The 16,920-nt window shown below is 61.0% G+C and carries 13 protein-coding genes and 1 pseudogene; 5 read left to right on the plus strand and 9 right to left on the minus strand.

The features are described 5' to 3' along the window. Positions 1-41: 41 nt before the first annotated feature. Positions 42-1,463: a transglycosylase SLT domain-containing protein gene (locus AACW30_RS19670; protein WP_200623112.1), complete on the minus strand. Its 1,422-nt coding sequence runs from the start codon at positions 1,461-1,463 to the stop codon at positions 42-44. A 236-nt stretch (positions 1,464-1,699) separates the two neighbouring features. Between AACW30_RS19670 and AACW30_RS19675 the strand changes: the two genes are divergently transcribed. The 4 genes and pseudogenes from AACW30_RS19675 to AACW30_RS19690 form a co-directional block, all read left to right on the plus strand. Beyond that, complete coding sequence (locus tag AACW30_RS19675; protein WP_169368542.1) at positions 1,700-2,506, plus strand: TatD family hydrolase; 807 nt, start codon at positions 1,700-1,702, stop codon at positions 2,504-2,506. A 96-nt stretch (positions 2,507-2,602) separates the two neighbouring features. Then, the gene (locus tag AACW30_RS19680; protein ID WP_200623114.1) at positions 2,603-4,084 is read left to right on the plus strand and encodes a methyl-accepting chemotaxis protein; all 1,482 of its coding nucleotides are present in this window, start codon (positions 2,603-2,605) and stop codon (positions 4,082-4,084) included. A 310-nt stretch (positions 4,085-4,394) separates the two neighbouring features. After that, the gene (locus tag AACW30_RS19685) at positions 4,395-4,802 is read left to right on the plus strand and encodes an Imm50 family immunity protein (protein ID WP_200623116.1); all 408 of its coding nucleotides are present in this window, start codon (positions 4,395-4,397) and stop codon (positions 4,800-4,802) included. Positions 4,803-5,437: 635 nt separating this feature from the next. Next, positions 5,438-5,686: pseudogene (locus AACW30_RS19690) on the plus strand (terminase); the annotation flags it as partial. A gap of 6 nt (positions 5,687-5,692) precedes the next feature. Here the strand turns inward: AACW30_RS19690 and AACW30_RS19695 are convergent. The 3 genes from AACW30_RS19695 to AACW30_RS19705 form a co-directional block, all read right to left on the minus strand. After that, a complete protein-coding gene (locus tag AACW30_RS19695) occupies positions 5,693-6,490 on the minus strand; it encodes an acyl-CoA thioesterase (protein ID WP_200623118.1) in 798 nt (265 codons plus the stop codon). Positions 6,491-6,580: 90 nt separating this feature from the next. Further along, positions 6,581-7,342 (minus strand): CHAD domain-containing protein, encoded by a 762-nt coding sequence (locus AACW30_RS19700; RefSeq protein WP_200623119.1) that lies wholly within the window; start codon positions 7,340-7,342, stop codon positions 6,581-6,583. Positions 7,343-7,385: 43 nt separating this feature from the next. Further along, complete coding sequence (locus tag AACW30_RS19705; RefSeq protein WP_010176194.1) at positions 7,386-7,664, minus strand: hypothetical protein; 279 nt, start codon at positions 7,662-7,664, stop codon at positions 7,386-7,388. A 216-nt stretch (positions 7,665-7,880) separates the two neighbouring features. Here AACW30_RS19705 and AACW30_RS19710 point away from each other — a divergent pair, with 216 nt between their 5' ends. Then, positions 7,881-8,918 carry a patatin-like phospholipase family protein gene (locus tag AACW30_RS19710; protein WP_106576847.1) on the plus strand — a complete coding sequence of 346 codons (1,038 nt, stop codon included), beginning with the start codon at positions 7,881-7,883 and terminating at the stop codon, positions 8,916-8,918. A 122-nt stretch (positions 8,919-9,040) separates the two neighbouring features. Here AACW30_RS19710 and AACW30_RS19715 read toward each other — a convergent pair whose 3' ends face one another. The 5 genes from AACW30_RS19715 to kdpA all read right to left on the minus strand — a co-directional run bounded on the left by AACW30_RS19715 (position 9,041) and on the right by kdpA (position 16,919). Further along, on the minus strand, positions 9,041-9,730 hold the full coding sequence (locus AACW30_RS19715) for a response regulator (RefSeq protein WP_106576848.1): 690 nt from the start codon (positions 9,728-9,730) through the stop codon (positions 9,041-9,043). A gap of 37 nt (positions 9,731-9,767) precedes the next feature. Continuing rightward, positions 9,768-12,419 carry a sensor histidine kinase gene (locus AACW30_RS19720; RefSeq protein ID WP_200623120.1) on the minus strand — a complete coding sequence of 884 codons (2,652 nt, stop codon included), beginning with the start codon at positions 12,417-12,419 and terminating at the stop codon, positions 9,768-9,770. A gap of 126 nt (positions 12,420-12,545) precedes the next feature. Then, positions 12,546-13,091, minus strand: coding sequence for a potassium-transporting ATPase subunit KdpC (gene kdpC, locus AACW30_RS19725; protein WP_106576850.1), 546 nt, complete (start codon positions 13,089-13,091; stop codon positions 12,546-12,548). Positions 13,092-13,155: 64 nt separating this feature from the next. Continuing rightward, positions 13,156-15,213 (minus strand): potassium-transporting ATPase subunit KdpB, encoded by a 2,058-nt coding sequence (kdpB, locus tag AACW30_RS19730; protein WP_442793489.1) that lies wholly within the window; start codon positions 15,211-15,213, stop codon positions 13,156-13,158. An 11-nt stretch (positions 15,214-15,224) separates the two neighbouring features. Then, positions 15,225-16,919, minus strand: a complete 1,695-nt coding sequence (gene kdpA, locus AACW30_RS19735) for a potassium-transporting ATPase subunit KdpA (protein WP_106576852.1) — start codon at positions 16,917-16,919, stop codon at positions 15,225-15,227. Between the last annotated feature and the right edge of the window lies 1 nt (position 16,920).

Below are 16,920 nucleotides of genomic sequence, written 5' to 3' on the forward strand. Positions count from 1 at the left end.
TAAAAGCGCAAAAATCGCCTAATAATCATCTATAAATCCGATCATTTGCGTGAAGCAAGTTTTGGCACTGTCGGCTCCAGAGACTCTCGCTCTCGATCAAACGCCAGGTAGTACTTGTTCACGCTATTAACATAGCTGACGCCAGCCATGCCCACTTGCTCCATGGCAATACGCTCGACCTGGAAAAACCATTGATTGGGGTTCAGACCGCGGCGCCGAGCCTCGGCCCGCATGCCCTGCACCCGCTCCGGCCCCATGTTGTAAGCCGCCAGCACGAAGGCCATACGCTCGCGCTCGTTAAGCTTGGGGCTGGCGAAGAACTTGCGACGGATCATCGCCAGATACCGGGCGCCTGCTTGCACATTACTGTCCAGACTCTCGATATTGTTAACGCCCACCCGCTGCGCCGCCGAAGGTGTGATCTGCATCAGCCCGGTCGGGCCGCCACTGTTGCGCGCGCCGGGGTCCAGGGCCGACTCCTTGAACGCCAGCGCCGCCAGGTTCAACCAGTCCATGCCCTGCTCGCGGGCATGCTTTTGCAGGACCGGGCGCAGTTTTTCCAAGCGCTGGCGGTCAGCCCGAGCCAATGGATTGCGCACCTGATACAGGCGTCGGTAGATACGCTGGAACGCCACGTCCTGATCGGAAGGGGTTCGGTAGGTCTTGAGGAAACGGTCAATACTGGCCCGCAGCATTGAGGCATCCTGGCGAACAAACCAGTACTCATCGCCCGGCTCGCTGATAGCCACTTGCCGATCAAAGCGCAACTTGGGCAGGATTTTCGACCAACGTTCGGCAATGGGTTTCTCGACGATGGTGAGATGGAAAATCCCGGCCTGGACCATCTCCAATACATCTTCCACCGCCAAGGTCGGATCGACCCATTCCACCTTCACCGGCGGTCGCTTGTGCAGGGCCAGTTGCTGGTTGACCTGATTGATCGCATCCGCCGCTGCACTGCCGGTCGTCAGGGCCAGCGTGCGCCCGGACAACTGCTCCAGCTTGGTAAAGCGTCGCTCGCCCTTCACGCCAACCAGCCACAACGGTACATCACTGGCAATGGGGTCGCTGGTGCTGATCTTGTGCGCAGCCTTCACATCAAGCAATTCACCGGGAGCCACCAGGTCGCCTTCACCCCGGGCCAACGCGCCAAGCAGTTGGTCCTTGGCTTTTGGAATAATTTTGAGAGTGATTTCTTCCCCGTCACGGGCGTGGCCGTTCAGGTATTGCTCGAAGGCGCGCAGGCGATGGTATTCAACACCGATGGCCTGGCCCTGGACCTCACCGGAACTGTTACGGCTCTGATTGACCAGCACACGCAGCGTGCGACTGGAGCGAATCTGCGCCAGGTCGCGTACCTTGCCGGGCTTGGTCACTTCCAGCGGCCCATCCAGACGTGCGACCGCCGCCATGGGCAGCAGTAACGTCAGGCACAACATAAGCAACGCCGAGGGTCGGATCATCCGCTCTCCGGAAAGAATACTGGCCAGCACCCTCGCGAAAGGCGAAGGGCTGGAGGTCAGAAACAGAGCGCTTTATGCGCTGGCAAGGCGCGCAACGGTGGCATGGAGGACGGCGTACGACCGACCACAATGTCACTTGCGACGTTCAAAGACAGCTATAACTCGTTGTAGTTCTTCGTTTTTCTTATAAATCTACAGCTCTGATATGCTTTCCGGCCGCAGGCGGAGATAGCACCATGCAACTCATTGATATCGGCGTCAACCTGACCAACCCCAGTTTCGACGAGAGGCACCAGGCCGTTCTCGACCGTGCCTATGCCGCCGGCGTGCAGCAATTGGTGCTCACCGGCACCAGTATCGAGGGCAGCGAGCAGGCGTTGGAACTCTGCATAAAACTCGATGAAAGCGGCCAGCGCCTGTTCAGCACCGCCGGCATTCATCCCCACTGCGCCAGCGATTGGAACGGCGACAGCGCGCGGCAATTGCGGGGTGTGCTCAGCGAAAGCCGCGTGCGTGCAGTGGGCGAATGTGGGTTGGATTTCAACCGCGATTTTTCCCCGCGCCCACAACAGGAAAAAGTCCTCGAAGAACACCTGGCACTCGCCGTCGAGTTGAAACTGCCAGTGTTTCTTCACGAGCGCGACGCCAACCAGCGCTTGCTGGAGATCCTCAAGGATTACCGCGACCACCTGAGCGCTGCGGTGGTGCATTGCTTCACCGGCGAACAATCGGCGCTGTTCAGCTACCTCGACCTCGACTTGCATATCGGCATCACCGGCTGGATCTGCGACGAGCGCCGTGGGACGCATCTGCACCCGCTGGTCAGGGAAATCCCACGTGGCCGTCTGATGCTGGAAAGCGACGCGCCCTACCTGCTGCCGCGCACGTTGCGACCCAAGCCGAAAAACGGCCGCAATGAACCGGCCTACCTGCCAGAAGTGCTGCGCGAAGTCGCCCTGCACCGCAACGAAACCCTGGAAGACTTGGCTGCACACAGCACCGCCTGTTCGCGCGCATTTTTTGGTTTGCCTGAAGTGGATTAATGCGGCGCATTGACCCATGTCAAAACCGGCTTCCTGAGTAGCGGCACAATAATGGCACCTTGCCAATGCTGTTTCCGCTATCAGAGAAAACCTTCCATGGGTGCCTGGCTTAGCAATATCTCGCTGAAATACAAGTTCTGGGCCGTCAACGCGGTCGCCTTCATCACCACCTTGTTGCTCGTGCTCTACGCCGTGCAACTCGAGCAACAGGCGCGCAACGATGCCTCCCAGGCTACGGCACAGGCGCAGGCGCGGTTGTTGAGTGCCTGGCCCGCCGACAAGCCATTGCCCAAGGGCGAGCATTGGCTGACGTTTACCCGTGGACAAGTCCCACAGCTGGCCAATCAGGCTCTGTCAGCCCTGGGCAATGCCAGCGGTTGGGTCGAGCTTAATCACATGCCGTTGTTCGGTGAAAAACCGCTGATCGGCGCCGAGGTGATCGCGCGTGCCGACGGCCAGCAGGTCGCCGTGCTGGCCTACGGACGCAGCCTGAGCCAAGTGTTCGGCGAACGCTTCGCCAACTACGCGGTGGCGGTGTTGATTCTGATGCTGGCGATGCTCGGCGCCTCGCAACTGCTGATCCGCTTTCTGCTCAGCCAACTCAACACCCTCAAGGACGTGATGCTGCACGTCGAGAAAACCGGCGACCTGTCGGCCCGCGTACCCCTGGCCTGCAAGGACGAAGTCGGCCAGATGGCCAGCGCCTTCAACGCCATGCAAGCCGGCTACCAGCGGGTGGTCAGCACCGTGGCACGCACCGCGCAGCAATTGGATGATGGCGCCGCGCGCCTGGCCAGCAGTATGAACGAGGTGCAGCACGGCATGCTCGGCCAGCAAAGCGAAACCGATCAGGCCGCCACCGCGATCAATGAGATGACCGCCACCGTCTACCACATCGCCCAGCACGCCGGCGCCACTCGCGACCTGTCCCAAACCGCCGACACCCTCGCCGGCAGCGGCCAGGAAGTGGTCAGCCGGGTACAGCGTTCGATTGCCGGGCTTTCCACCGGCGTGCAACAGACTGCCGAGATGATTCAGAAGCTTGCCGAGGACAGCCAGAAAATCAACGGCGTGGTCGGCGTAATCCACAGCATCGCCGAACAGACCAACCTGCTCGCCCTCAACGCCGCCATCGAAGCCGCCCGCGCCGGCGAAATGGGCCGTGGTTTCGCCGTGGTCGCCGACGAAGTGCGCAACCTGGCCAAACGCGTGCAAAGCTCCACCGACGAAATCACTCGCATGGTCTCGGCGCTGCAGGCCGGCACCCGCGATGCGGTGGACTTCATGCAGGAAAGCTCGTTCAAGGCCGACGACTGCGTACAGCAAGCCCAGGAAGCCGGCGCGGCCCTCGCCGACATCACCGGCGCCGTGGCGCAGATGCGCGAAAGCAACACCCAGATCGCCGTGGCGGCCGAACAGCAAAGCCATGTCGCCGAAGAGATGAACCGCGCCGTGGTGAGCATTCGCGATGTGACCGAAAACACGGTGCAGCAGACCGTGGATTCAGCGACCACCAGCAATGAGCTGGCGACGCTGGCCGGGGAGTTGAGCAAAGCGATTGGGCAGTTGAAGCTATAGGACTTTTTAACCTGTAATCCGACTCCTACGATCGCCCTTGCGTTTACCCGAAATTTTGCCGAAACCTCCTAGCCTCCCCGGCGAATAGCGCCGACATATTTACCTGACGAACCTCTTCAAAGTCTCTCGCCTGACTATTCAGTGCGAGGGACCGCCGATGTATTTCTCAATGACTACCTGGGCTGAAAGGGCTGCCTTTTGAACCCGGCTATTGGCCGGCTGGCCTTGAGGCCCATGGACGTTAAATTGATAAACCCCGAAAAGGCAGCATACCCGGGGCGAAGGAACACTATCCATTTAGGAAGCAAAAATGAAGTATTGGAATGAATTAGACGGAAGTATATTTTTCGGAAAGATTTTTAGCCAACCGATAGCAATTGACAGGGTTGCTCTTTTCTCCATGAGGATTGATAACGACCAACCCTGTGTCGGCCTAGGGTTTGACATACCAGAATTTCCGGACCAGTTGCCGGAAAAGTGGAAGAACAAAGGATATAACACCTGCAGGACAGGATTAACTTGTCATAACATTAAAGAATTAAAAGTACAAAACATACCCGCCCACGAGGTATTCAAGGTGGAAATAAAAAAACACAATGACCATTTCGAGTTTCGCGCAACCAGCGAAAATGCCTCAATAGAATTCAAAGCCAGATTCATTTCACTTAGCGACCCTAATGTATACATAAACGGCCCAGATGACTACTATTTTAAATAACTAAAAAACCATGGAACCAAAACTAAAACTTATATATTTACCCATTTAAGGCTGGGAAACCAGGGTACTCATCTCCATTTAAGTACCATTGGAAAGACGCGCACAGGAAAACTACCGGGTGCGAATGACCACCATAATTCTGAGATTGAAAAATAAAGTTTGGAATCATTTCGATAGAAGTATTTTTAACAAGGTATTCTCCATACCGATTGCAACAGGAGAGATAGTCTTATTCTCTATAGATAGAGATAACGATAGACCTCATATAACTCTAGCATTGATATAGCTGAAATCCAGACAGACCAACCGACAATGGAACCTCGAAGGTTTCAACACGTGTCGCATTGATCTTAGCTATGGGGGACTTGGTGACATCACCATAAAGAATACCCCCCACATTCGACACGTTGAAAATAACAATGTGAAAGTATGAGGAGTCGTTGATTGAATTCAAAACGTGATATCCGTCTCTCTGCGGGGCCTCCGTCTACATAAATGCCCCTGATTCCGCCTGTTATTAAAGGGTGACACCAACATCAAAGCTATGAGGCCGATAGCCAGCCCCAATTCGCCACCCCGCCCTCCCCTACATAAACTCTGTCCAAGCTACTTCAACGGACAGAGGATTCACCATCATGGGCAAACGTCATCCTAACTTCCCCGCCTGGCAATGGCGCATTCACCCAGAAACCCATCAGCACCCGACCAACCTGGGGCTGCAATTAATTGCCGTACCCCTGCTGATCATCGGTTTTCTGTTGATGGCATCCGGCGTGTTCAGCCTGAGCCTGGCCAGTTTTGCCGTCGGCGTGATCGGCGTGTTGGCAGGCGTGGCGCTTCAGCGCCACGGTCGCAAACTGGAAGCGCAAGGCAGCCAGCGGTTCTGAGGTTCAGGCGAAGACCACCACGGTCTGGCGGCTGATGGCGATCAACTCGCCGGTCGGGCTCCAGAGTGCAGCCGCGGCATGCCCGTAGCCGTCGCGTGCGTGTTCGATGTTGACGTAATACTGGCACCAGTCGAGGGTGGTCAAGTCTTGCAGCGGCTGGACAAATTCAATGGTCCAGGTCAGCGTGCTGCCCGGCGCCGGCTGGGTCAGGTGCGGAAGCAAGGCCGGGGGCCATGCGTCGACCAGGGCGAGGATGTGCGACTCGGTCAGCGGCTCTTCCTTTACATCACCGCGCAGGCGCACCCAACCGCCCATGTCGCGCGATTTGTTACCGGTGAACGGCAACCCACCGACGCTCCAGCGCATGGCCAAGTGGCGCATGAACTCAGGGGTCACGCCCTTGATATAGGGCAGCTCCTGGCATTCATCCCAGTGTTTGAAACTAGGCGGCGCCTCGCTCGCGACATCTATCACTGACTCACGCGGCGCACCAAAGCTGGCCTGCACCAGCGTCGCCACTTCACCGTTCTGCACCACGCGGCCAAGCAACTGGCTGACCGCCTTGCCTTCGCGCAACACTTCGACTTGATAACTGGCCGGCACATCCGGCGCAACGGGGCCGACAAAGGTGATGGCCAAAGAGCGCAGGGGCCGGTCTGCCGGGACTTGGGCGCGCAAGGCTTCATATTGCAACGCAGCCACCAGGCCACCAAAGGTCGCGCGGCCCTGAGCCCATTCGGCGGGGATGGTCACGTCCAACGGGTTGTTACGGGCTGCGTCGAGCAAATCACTAAAGCGCATGGCGACCTCACATCAAGAAAACCGATGGGGCGATGTTAGCCATCGGGCTGACAAGGTACAGCGCTCATTCCGGCCAAAAACCGGACCGACCTAGAAACAATCCGCACTGAGTTTGTCCAGCACCCGATCCGCCTCGCCTTCTGCCTTGCTCATGGTGCGATGCCACATTGGCACGCAGGGTTGCAAATCCGCTTGGTGCCCGGCCTGCGCCAGCCACTGCCAGCAGTCGTGCCAATCGCCCAGAGCGCCTTGGGCTAGCTTGAGGCGCGACATGGCTTTGGCAGGCAGTTTGTTCAGTTCGGGGTAGGCCTCGGCGGCGTAACGCACCCGCTTGATCAGCAACCGCAGGCGGTGGCGATCATGGGTTGGGTCTTTGAGGGCATCACCGAGTTTGTGCCATTGCTTGCCCAAGCGCTTCTCGATGCGCGGGCGCAGGCCCTTGAGCAGTTTCTGGTGCTGCGAAGCCCGGATAAAGCGTGGGAACGCATCGAGAATCTGCAGCAAGTGCGCCACTTCCGGGCTCTGCGCCACATGGCGATAGGCGTCGGGTTGCAGGCGCAGGCGCCGTTCAGCGGCCTGGTGATAGCCGTGCTGATGCAGGTACGCCGCCAGGACCTCGCGGTCGCGTAGCGGCGTAGTCATCTGGCCGACTGTGCTGGCGGCCAATTCGAGTTGTTCGACTCCCGGCAACCCGCGCAGCGGGCGCAACAAACTGCGCAGGCGCCGCACGGTGGTGCGCAGGTCATGCAGGGCTTCATCGTCGGTGACGGCGGCGAGGCGAGCCTGGCAGCTCAGTAACCCTACTTCCAGGCCAATGACCTGAGCGACTAACTGATCGACCAAAGCTGACATGCCTTCCTCCCTTGACGATGAACATCCTGGTTGCCGCTAGGACTTAACGTCCGGCGCGCGACTCACGAATATAGAACCGCGCCTTTTCGGCCTTGTTGGAGCAGCCTTCAAACGCTTCGAATTGCTGCTGGGTCTTGGCGCCAGTCAACAAGGACAATGCCTTGGAGTAGCTCACGGTGCCGGCAAAACCTTCAGCCTTGGCCAGGTCCAGTTCATGCCACGCGGCATCCAGTTGCGTGCCACAGCTGTCGCGGTATGCGGTTTTCCCGGCACAGCCGGCCAGGGCCAACACAATCACAGGCACACACATCCAGGCTTTCATCGATGACACCTCAAATAAAGAAAAACAGTCGTAGGGTGTAGACGTTGCCTACAAGGAAAAGTGCCTTGTCCGCAGCCTGAAATCAGAGCGCCTATCGTCAGAGCATACCCGAGCACTGCGCTTATCCTGGAAAAATATTACAGCCCCCCGGCGAAGATTGAAGCTTGCCCCTCAATGGGTGCATTGTGGGCACCTGCCTTGGGAAGGACATGGACCATGAAGAAGCGTGTTGCCTTGGTGCTGGGCTCCGGTGGAGCCCGCGGTTATGCCCATATCGGCGTGATCGAGGAGATCGAACGGCGCGGCTACGACATTGCCTGTATCGCCGGCTGCTCCATGGGCGCCGTGGTGGGTGGAATCTATGCGGCCGGCAAGCTTGACGAGTACCGCAACTGGATCGAAAGCCTCGACTACCTCGATGTACTGCGCCTGGTCGACGTAAGCTTTCGCCTGGGTGCGATTCGTGGCGAAAAAGTCTTCGGCCAGATCCGCAAGATTGTCGGCGAGATCAATATCGAAGAACTGCGCATTCCCTACACCGCCGTAGCGACAGACCTGACCAACCAACAGGAAATCTGGTTTCAGGAAGGTTGCCTGCACCAGGCCATGCGCGCCTCCGCGGCGATTCCAAGCCTGTTCACGCCCGTGATGCAGGGCAACCGAATGCTGGTGGACGGCGGTCTGCTCAACCCGCTGCCGATCGTGCCGGTGGTGTCGAGCCACTGCGACTTGATCATCGCGGTCAACCTCAACGCCACCAACCAAAAACATTACCAACTGCCCGTGATCCAGCGTCCACCGGCGTTCAAAAGTCGTTTCAACAGCTTGGCCAAGTCATTGGGTTCACACCTGCCGTTTCGCCGCAAACAAGCCGAACAGTTGATGAAGCTTGAGCAGGAGGCTTTGCACGCCCAGACAGCGGAGATCAACCCATGGCTGGAATCGGCCGAACCCGAATCCCAGCAACCTGCGGCTGCACCGGAGAAGGCCGGGGCGCCAAAGTCAGCAACCGGTTCGTTCATCATCGACAACGTCGGGCCGGCGTCGCTGCTGGACCTGATCAACCAGAGTTTCGAGGTGATGCAGACATCGCTGGCGCAGTACAAGATCGCCGGTTACCCGCCGGACGTGCTGATCAACGTGCCGAAGCGTGTGTGTCGGTTTTTCGAGTTCTACAAGGCGCCGGAGTTGATCGCTTTGGGGCGGGAGATTGCCAGGGATACGCTGGACAAATATGAGAGTGAGCAGAGTTGAAATGTGTGCTGTGGCTGATGGCCCTATCGCGGGCAAGCCCGCTCCCACATTGTGATCTGTGAACACATTCAATGGTGGGAGCTGGCTTGCCTGCGATAAGGCCTGCGCGGACGCCGCGAAACTCAGGCATTCAACAACCGATACCCCACCCCCGCCTCAGTCACGATAAACCGTGGCTGAGTCGGGTCATCCGCCAACTTCTGGCGCAAATGCCCTACCACAATGCGCAGGTAGTGACTGTCTTCAGTGTGGGTCGGCCCCCAGATATCCTTGAGCAATTGTTGCTGGGTGATTACCCGCCCCGGATGCCGCGCCAGTTGCGCCAGCACCGCGTACTCCTTGCGGGTCAGCGCCACTTCGGCACCGTCCAGTAGCACGCGGCGATAGGCCAGGTCCACCGTCAGCGGGCCAAAACTCAAGGCCGCTTCCTGAGCCTCCCCCGCCGGTGCCTGGCGCAGCAGCGCGCGAACGCGGGCGAGAAACTCCTGGATACCAAAAGGCTTGGTCACGTAATCATTCGCGCCGCCATCCAGCGCTTCAACCTTCTGCACTTCACTGGCGCGCACCGACAGCACCAGCACCGGCACCGTCGACCACTCGCGAAACTCGCGCAGCACTTGTTGGCCGTCCATGTCAGGCAGGCCGAGGTCGAGCACCAGCAAATCCGGTTTGCTCAACGCCGCTTGGGCCAGGCCCTCGTTGCCGGTGCCGGCCTCGATCACCTTGTAGCCCTGGGAGGCCAGGCTGATGCGCAGGAATTTGCGAATCTGCGGTTCGTCATCAATGACTAAAATCGTCGCGGTCTGGCTCATGGTGTCCAATCAAAATCCGTGAAAAAAAGAGGGTAGCTCAAGCCTCGCGTTCCAGGCCAGGCTGAGTCGGCAACGGCAGGAACAAGGTGATGCACGTGCCCCGCCCTTCAATGCCCTCGGCGACGCTGATACGCCCACCGTGTGCGCCGACCATGCCCTGGCAAATCGCCAGGCCCAGGCCCGTGCCCTGCCCGCCGCGATCACCGCGGGCGGCGGTGTAGAACATATCGAAAATCTTCGCGCGCTCGTCTTCGGGAATCCCCGGCCCTTCATCGGCTACCGCAAAAAACAATTGGTCATCCGCCACGCCCGCGCTCACCTCCAAACGGCCTTGGGCGGGTGAGAAACGCGCGGCGTTTTCCAGCACGTTGACCAGCGCTTGTTCGATCAAGGCGGCGTGCACATACAGCAACGGCAGCTCGGCCGGCACGTCAGTCTTGACCTGCAGCGGCGCCAGCACCGCGCGCAAACGGCCAAGGGCGCTGCCGACGATATCGCCGGGCGAAACCCAATCACGCGCCAGTTTCAGCGCACCGTGGCCCAGGCGTGTCATGTCCAGCAAATTCTGGATATAGCGGTCCAGGCGCTCGGCTTCATCGCGGGTGCCCTCAAGCAATTCACGGCGATCCTCCAAAGGAATCGCCTCGCCGAGCGCCAACAGGCTGTCGATGCTGCCGCGCATCGACGTTAACGGCGTACGCAGGTCGTGGGATACAGAGGCCAGCAAGGCGCTGCGCAGTTGTTCGGTTTCGCCGTGCAGACGCGCCGATTCCAGCTCCTGCGCCAGTTGCGCCCGCGCCAACGCCTGGGCCAGCGGCTGGCTCAATGCGGTGAGCAGGCGACGACGCTGCCCGCTCAGATCCAGGCCCGGTTTGGGGCTCACGCCAAGCAAGCCCAGCGGCCCCTCCTCGCCCGACAGCGGCCACCACCACCAGCGCCCGAACGGCAACGTGCCGGTGCCCATGCCGGCCGGTTGATCGTGCTGCCAGGCCCAATCGGCGGCGGCGCGTTCGGATTCGGTGAGGTTCAGCGCGGAACCGGTCTCGACCTGCCAGTCGCCATGCGCGTCCCGGTTGACCAGGCAAAGCTCCATATCGCTCCAGCCTTCCAGATGATGGGCCGCCGCACTGATCACCGCCTGGCGATCGGTGGCGGCGGTGAGTTTGCGCGACAGGTCGAGCAGTTCGCTGGTCTCTTCCTGAGTATCGCGCAAGGCCTGCAGCTGCCGACGCTGACGTGCGGCCAGGTTGCCGGTCAACGCCGCCATCAGCAGAAAGAACAGCAGGGTCAACACGTCCTCCTCGCGCTGGATGGCGAAGGAGAAGTTCGGCGGGATAAACAGAAAATCGTAGGTCAGAAACGACAGCGCCGCACACACCAGCGACGGCCCCAGGCTGCTGCGCACGCCCACCAGCAATACCGCCGCGAGAAACACCAGCGAGATGTTCGGCAGCGGCAACACGCTGGCCACCGCCCAGGCCAACGCCGCCGCCACGATCGTCGCAACGACTGCCAGGCCATAATCGAACCACACCAACCCGCGCACATCCGGCAGTCGCGGCGGTGCGGGCATGTCGTCGCTGTCGAGCACGTTGATTTCCAGACCGCGCGCGTTGCGCAGCAAGCGCGCCGCCAACCCACCGCCGAACAACCGACGCCGCCAACGCATGCGCGACTGCCCTACCAGCAGCAGGCTCGCGCGGCGTTCGGCGGCATGCTGGATCAGCGTCTTCGCCACCTCGCCCGCGCGCAACAACACCACTTCGCCGCCGAGGCGCTCGGCCAGTTGCTGGGCGTTTTGCAGGCGCAGGCGCGCTTGCTCATCGCGCGCGCGGCCGTTGTCGATATGCACCAGGCTCCAGGGCAAATGTCGGCGTTGAGCGACGCGGCTGGCGTGACGCACCAGGCGTTCGGCCTGCGCATCGCCATCCACGCCCACCAGCAAGCGGCCGCGCACCGCCGGCGCAGCCTGGCCCAGTTGCCGATAGCCTTGGGCCAAGTCGTCATCGACGTGGGCGGCGGCGGTCTGCATCGCCAGCTCGCGCAGGGCCATCAGGTTGGTCTGGGTAAAAAACGCGTCGATGGCCGCACGGGCCTGCTCCGGCACGTACACCTTGCCGTCGCGCAGACGCTCCAACAGCTCGCGCGATGGCAGGTCGATCAGCAGCAACTCGTCTGCCTCTTGCAGCACCCAGTCCGGCAGGGTTTCGCGCACTTGCACGCCGGTGATCCCGCGCACTTGGTCGTTGAGGCTTTCCAGGTGCTGGACGTTGACCGTGGTGAACACGTTGATGCCGGCGGCGAGCAGTTCCTGAATGTCCTGCCAGCGTTTTTCATGCCGGCTGCCGGGGGCGTTGCTGTGGGCCAGTTCGTCGACCAGCACCAGCTTGGGCTTGGCGGCGAGCAGGCCATCCAGGTCCATTTCTTCGAGCATCACGCCGCGGTATTCGGTACGCACCAACGGTTGCTGCGGCAAGCCGCTGAGCAAGGCCTCGGTCTCGGCGCGGCCGTGGGTTTCGACCACCCCGGCGATCAGCCGCACGCCCTGGCGCAGCTGGGTATGGGCGGCCTGGAGCATGGCGTAGGTCTTGCCCACGCCCGGCGCAGCGCCGAGAAAGACTTTGAGCCGGCCACGGCCGTCCCGGGGCAGATCGGCTAAGAGGGCGTCGGCGCGGCCGGAGTCGCTCATGCTTTGCGGTTCCTTCAGGTGTTTATCTGGAGTCCTTCAGGCCGCCATCGCGGGCAAGCCCGCTGCCACAGTAGGAATGTATTCCCCTGTGGGAGCCGGGCTTGCCCGCGATGACGGCACCACTACTTACAACTTTTCCAGCGCCATGTTCAGCGCCAACACATTCACCACCGGCGGCCCCACCAACGGGCTTTCGATGTGCTCATCCAGCAAGCGCTGCAGGGTTGCCACCGGCACATTTCGTGCGGCTGCCACCCGCGCCAGTTGATAGGCAATCGCCGGTGGAGGCAAGTGTGGATCAAGACCGCTGCCAGAGGTAGTCAGCGATGCCAACGGCACCGGCCCCTGGCCTGGCACTAGTTGTTTATTGGCATCATCGAAAACCCGCGTTGCCAACGCCGGGTTGCTTGGGCCCAGGTTACTCGCGCTGCTGGAAACCGTCGCAAATGCGCCGGCCGACGGGCGCGGATGGAACCACTGATCACCGGTAAAATCCTGGGCGATCAGGCTGGAACCGCGCACTTTGCCGTCGGCATCGCGCACCAGGCTGCCGTTGGCCTGGTCAGGAAAAGCAACTTGCGCGACACCGGTCACCACCAATGGGTAGGCGACGCCGGTGATCAGGGTCATGAGTACCAGCAGGCTCAAGGCCGGGCGGATCATGGTGGACATTTCAGATTCCTCACGTGAGTCATTGCAGCCTGTGGGCGCCGACGTGGCGCCCCCAGGAATCGGGTCAAACCAGGTGCAGCGCGGTCAGCAGCATGTCGATCGCCTTGATGCCCACGAACGGCACCACAATCCCGCCCAGCCCATAGATCAGCAGGTTGCGACGCAGCAACGCCGCCGCACTCGCCGCCTGCACGCGCACACCGCGCAGCGCCAGCGGGATCAGCACCACAATGATCAACGCGTTAAACACAATGGCCGAGAGAATCGCGCTCTGCGGGCTCTGCAAATGCATCACGTTGAGCACGCCCAATTGCGGGTAGATCGAGGCGAACAGTGCCGGCAGGATCGCGAAGTACTTGGCCACGTCGTTGGCGATGGAAAACGTGGTCAGCGCGCCGCGCGTCACCAGCAGTTCCTTGCCGATCTGCACCACGTCCAGCAGCTTGGTCGGGTCGCTGTCGAGGTCGACCATGTTGGCCGCCTCGCGCGCCGCCTGGGTACCGTCGTTCATCGCCATGCCGACGTCGGCCTGGGCCAGTGCCGGGGCGTCGTTGGCGCCGTCACCACACATGGCAACCAGACGACCGTCGTTCTGTTCGTGGCGAATGCGCGCGAGTTTTTTCTCTGGCGTGGCTTCGGCCAGCACATCGTCCACGCCGGCTTCGGCAGCAATCGCCGCAGCGGTCAGCGGGTTATCGCCCGTCACCATCACGGTGCGAATCCCCAGTTTGCGCAGCTCGGCAAACCGTTCGCGGATGCCAGGCTTGACCACGTCCTTGAGGTGGATCGCACCGAGCAATTTGCCGTCGGCGCATACCAGCAAAGGTGTGCCGCCGCTTTGGGCGATCTTGTCGATTTCCCGCGAGAGTGCCGGTTGCAGGTCGCGGCGTTGTTGGCCGATAAACGCCAGCAGCGAATCCACCGCGCCCTTGCGGAACACACGGCCTTCGTAATCGACACCGGACAAACGCGTTCCAGCACTGAAGGGCACCGAGGTCAGTTGGTCCAGGGTCGGCTCAGCCTGCGGGTGCAAGGCGCGCAGGTATTCGACGATGGATTTGCCCTCTGCGGTGTCGTCCGCCAGCGATGCCAGCAGCGCACCCTCGGCCAAATCCCGACCACTGACGCCAGGCGCGGCGATCACTGCCGCGCAGCGACGGTTACCAAAGGTGATGGTGCCGGTTTTATCCAGCAGCAACACATGCACGTCACCCGCCGCTTCCACCGCGCGCCCGGATTTGGCGATCACATTGAGGCGTACCAGACGGTCCATGCCGGCGATACCGATGGCCGACAACAGGCCGCCGATGGTCGTAGGAATCAGCGTCACCAACAGTGCGACCAGGAACACCAGCGGCAAGCTGCCATTGGCGAAGTGCGCGAACGGCTGCAGGGTGACCACCACCAGCAGGAAGATCAGGGTCAGGCCGATCAGCAGGATATCCAGCGCGACTTCGTTGGGGGTTTTCTGGCGTTTGGCGCCTTCCACCAGGGCGATCATGCGGTCCAGCGTGGACTCGCCCGGGTTGACGGTGATGCGGATCAGCAACCAGTCCGACACCAGCCGCGTGTTGCCGGTGACAGCCGAACGGTCGCCGCCGGACTCGCGGATCACTGGCGCGGACTCGCCGGTGATCGCCGCCTCGTTGACCGCCGCAATGCCTTCGATGACCTCACCGTCACCGGGGATCATTTCTCCGGCGGCGACGCGTACGACGTCGCCTTTGCGCAAGCTGGTGGCCGGCACAACCTTGAAGCTGCCGTCGGCCTCCTTGCGACGTGCGCTGAGGCCTTCACTGCCAGCCTTGAGGCTGTCGGCGCGGGCCTTGCCGCGACCTTCGGCCAAGGCTTCGGCGAAGTTGGCGAACAGCACGGTGAACCACAACCACACGGCGATCTGCACGGCGACGAACGTCGGCACGGCGGTGTCGGGCACGAAGCACAACACGGTGGTGAGGATGGCGGTCAGTTCGACCACCAGCATCACCGGCGAACGTTGCAGCTGGCGCGGGTCCAGCTTGACGAACGCCTGGCCCAGCGCCGGGCGCCACAAGGCAGAGATGGCGGTTTTGGCGGGCTCCTGGGTGTGCACCGGGGCCGCATTTTTTGCAGGCATATTCATTTTCATATCCCTCAGAAGCCCATGCTCAGATGTTCAGCGATTGGGCCCAGTGCCAGTGTCGGCAGGAAAGTCAGGCCGCCCACCAGCAAAATGGTCACGGTCAACAGGGTCACGAACAGCGGGCCATGCGTAGGGAAGCTGTTCTGGCCAATCGGAGCGGTCTTTTTCATCGCCAGGCTGCCGGCCAGGGCCAGTACCGGGAGGATGTAACCGAAACGCCCCAGCAACATCGACAGGCTCAACATCAGGTTGTGGAACGCGGTGTTGGCACTGAAACCGCCGAACGCCGAACCGTTGTTGGCACTGGCCGAGGTGTAGGCATACAGCAGCTGACTGAAACCGTGCGGGCCGGGGTTGCTGATGGCACCCGCCGGACCTGGCAGGCTGGCAGCGATGGCGCCCAGCACCAGCGTGCCGATTGGCATCACCAGCAAGGTCACGACCAGCAATTGCACTTCCTTGGCCTGCAGCTTCTTGCCGAGGTATTCCGGGGTGCGGCCGATCATCAAGCCAGCGAGGAACACTGCGATCAACACGTTGAGCAACATGCCGTACATACCGGCGCCGACGCCGCCGAAGATCACTTCGCCGACCATCATGTTGACCAGTGCCACCATGCCGGTCAGCGGGTTGAGGCTGTCTTGCATCCCATTGACCGAACCGTTGGACGCCGCCGTGGTGGCCACCGACCACAACACTGTGCCGGTGGTGCCGAAGCGCGCTTCTTTGCCTTCCAGCGGTGCGGTTTGTTCAACCGCTGGGTTGTTCAGAGTCGGGTTGGGCTGGTATTCGGCCCACATCGACGTCGCGCCGCCGATCAGGAACAGCGCCAGCATGCAGCCCAGAATCGCGCGGCTCTGACGCAGGTCCTTCACGTAGTGACCGAAGGTGAACACCAACGCCACCGGGATCAGGATGATTGCCGACAGCTCGAACAGGTTGGCCCACGCCGTCGGGTCTTCAAACGGATGCGCCGAGTTGACACCGAAGAACCCGCCGCCGTTGGTGCCCAACTGCTTGATTGCAATCTGGCTGGCCGCCGGGCCGAGTGGGATCACTTGGTCCACGCCCTGCATCGTCACGGCGTTCACGTAGTGCGCGAAGGTTTGCGGCACGCCCTGCCACACCAGGAACAGCGCGAACACCAGGCACAATGGCAACAGGCCGTAGAGGGTAGCGCGGGTCATGTCGACCCAGAAGTTACCCAGGGTCTTGGTGGATTTGCGCCCGATCCCACGGCACAGCGCGACCAGCACAGCCAGGCCGGTGGCGGCGCTGACGAAGTTCTGCACGGTAAGGCCGATCATCTGGCTGAGGTAGCTCAGGGAGGCTTCACCGCTGTAGTTCTGCCAGTTGGTGTTGGTCATGAAACTGACCGCGGTGTTGAAGGCCAGCGTCCATTCCTGACCCGGCAATTTCTGCGGGTTCAGTGGCAGGTATTCCTGGAACAACAGCACAGCGAACAGCAACACGAAACCGGCCAGATTGAACGCCAACAGCGCCAGCGTGTACTTCTGCCAGCTCTGTTCCTGATGCTCGTCCACGCCGGACAGGCGATAACACGCGCGCTCAACCGGGCCGAGCACCGGCGTGAGCCAGGTGCGCTGGCCTTCCATCACCTTGTAATAGAACCTTCCCAGGAACGGTGCCGGCACCAGCACCACGGCAAAGAAGGCGATGATCAGCCAATAGTCATAACTGTGCATA

It is taken from the genome of Pseudomonas sp. MF6747 (genome assembly GCF_963890955.1).
Lineage (GTDB): Bacteria > Pseudomonadota > Gammaproteobacteria > Pseudomonadales > Pseudomonadaceae > Aquipseudomonas.

Bases quoted from the DNA above. Each gene is read 5' to 3' on its own strand.
- AACW30_RS19670 (WP_200623112.1), bottom strand. From the start codon at position 1,463: ATGATCCGACCCTCGGCGTTGCTTATGTTGTGCCTGACGTTACTGCTG.
- AACW30_RS19675 (WP_169368542.1), top strand. From the start codon at position 1,700: ATGCAACTCATTGATATCGGCGTCAACCTGACCAACCCCAGTTTCGAC.
- AACW30_RS19680 (WP_200623114.1), top strand. From the start codon at position 2,603: ATGGGTGCCTGGCTTAGCAATATCTCGCTGAAATACAAGTTCTGGGCC.
- AACW30_RS19685 (WP_200623116.1), top strand. From the start codon at position 4,395: ATGAAGTATTGGAATGAATTAGACGGAAGTATATTTTTCGGAAAGATT.
- AACW30_RS19695 (WP_200623118.1), bottom strand. From the start codon at position 6,490: ATGCGCTTTAGTGATTTGCTCGACGCAGCCCGTAACAACCCGTTGGAC.
- AACW30_RS19700 (WP_200623119.1), bottom strand. From the start codon at position 7,342: ATGTCAGCTTTGGTCGATCAGTTAGTCGCTCAGGTCATTGGCCTGGAA.
- AACW30_RS19705 (WP_010176194.1), bottom strand. From the start codon at position 7,664: ATGAAAGCCTGGATGTGTGTGCCTGTGATTGTGTTGGCCCTGGCCGGC.
- AACW30_RS19710 (WP_106576847.1), top strand. From the start codon at position 7,881: ATGAAGAAGCGTGTTGCCTTGGTGCTGGGCTCCGGTGGAGCCCGCGGT.
- AACW30_RS19715 (WP_106576848.1), bottom strand. From the start codon at position 9,730: ATGAGCCAGACCGCGACGATTTTAGTCATTGATGACGAACCGCAGATT.
- AACW30_RS19720 (WP_200623120.1), bottom strand. From the start codon at position 12,419: ATGAGCGACTCCGGCCGCGCCGACGCCCTCTTAGCCGATCTGCCCCGG.
- kdpC (WP_106576850.1), bottom strand. From the start codon at position 13,091: ATGTCCACCATGATCCGCCCGGCCTTGAGCCTGCTGGTACTCATGACC.
- kdpB (WP_442793489.1), bottom strand. From the start codon at position 15,213: ATGAATATGCCTGCAAAAAATGCGGCCCCGGTGCACACCCAGGAGCCC.
- kdpA (WP_106576852.1), bottom strand. From the start codon at position 16,919: ATGCACAGTTATGACTATTGGCTGATCATCGCCTTCTTTGCCGTGGTG.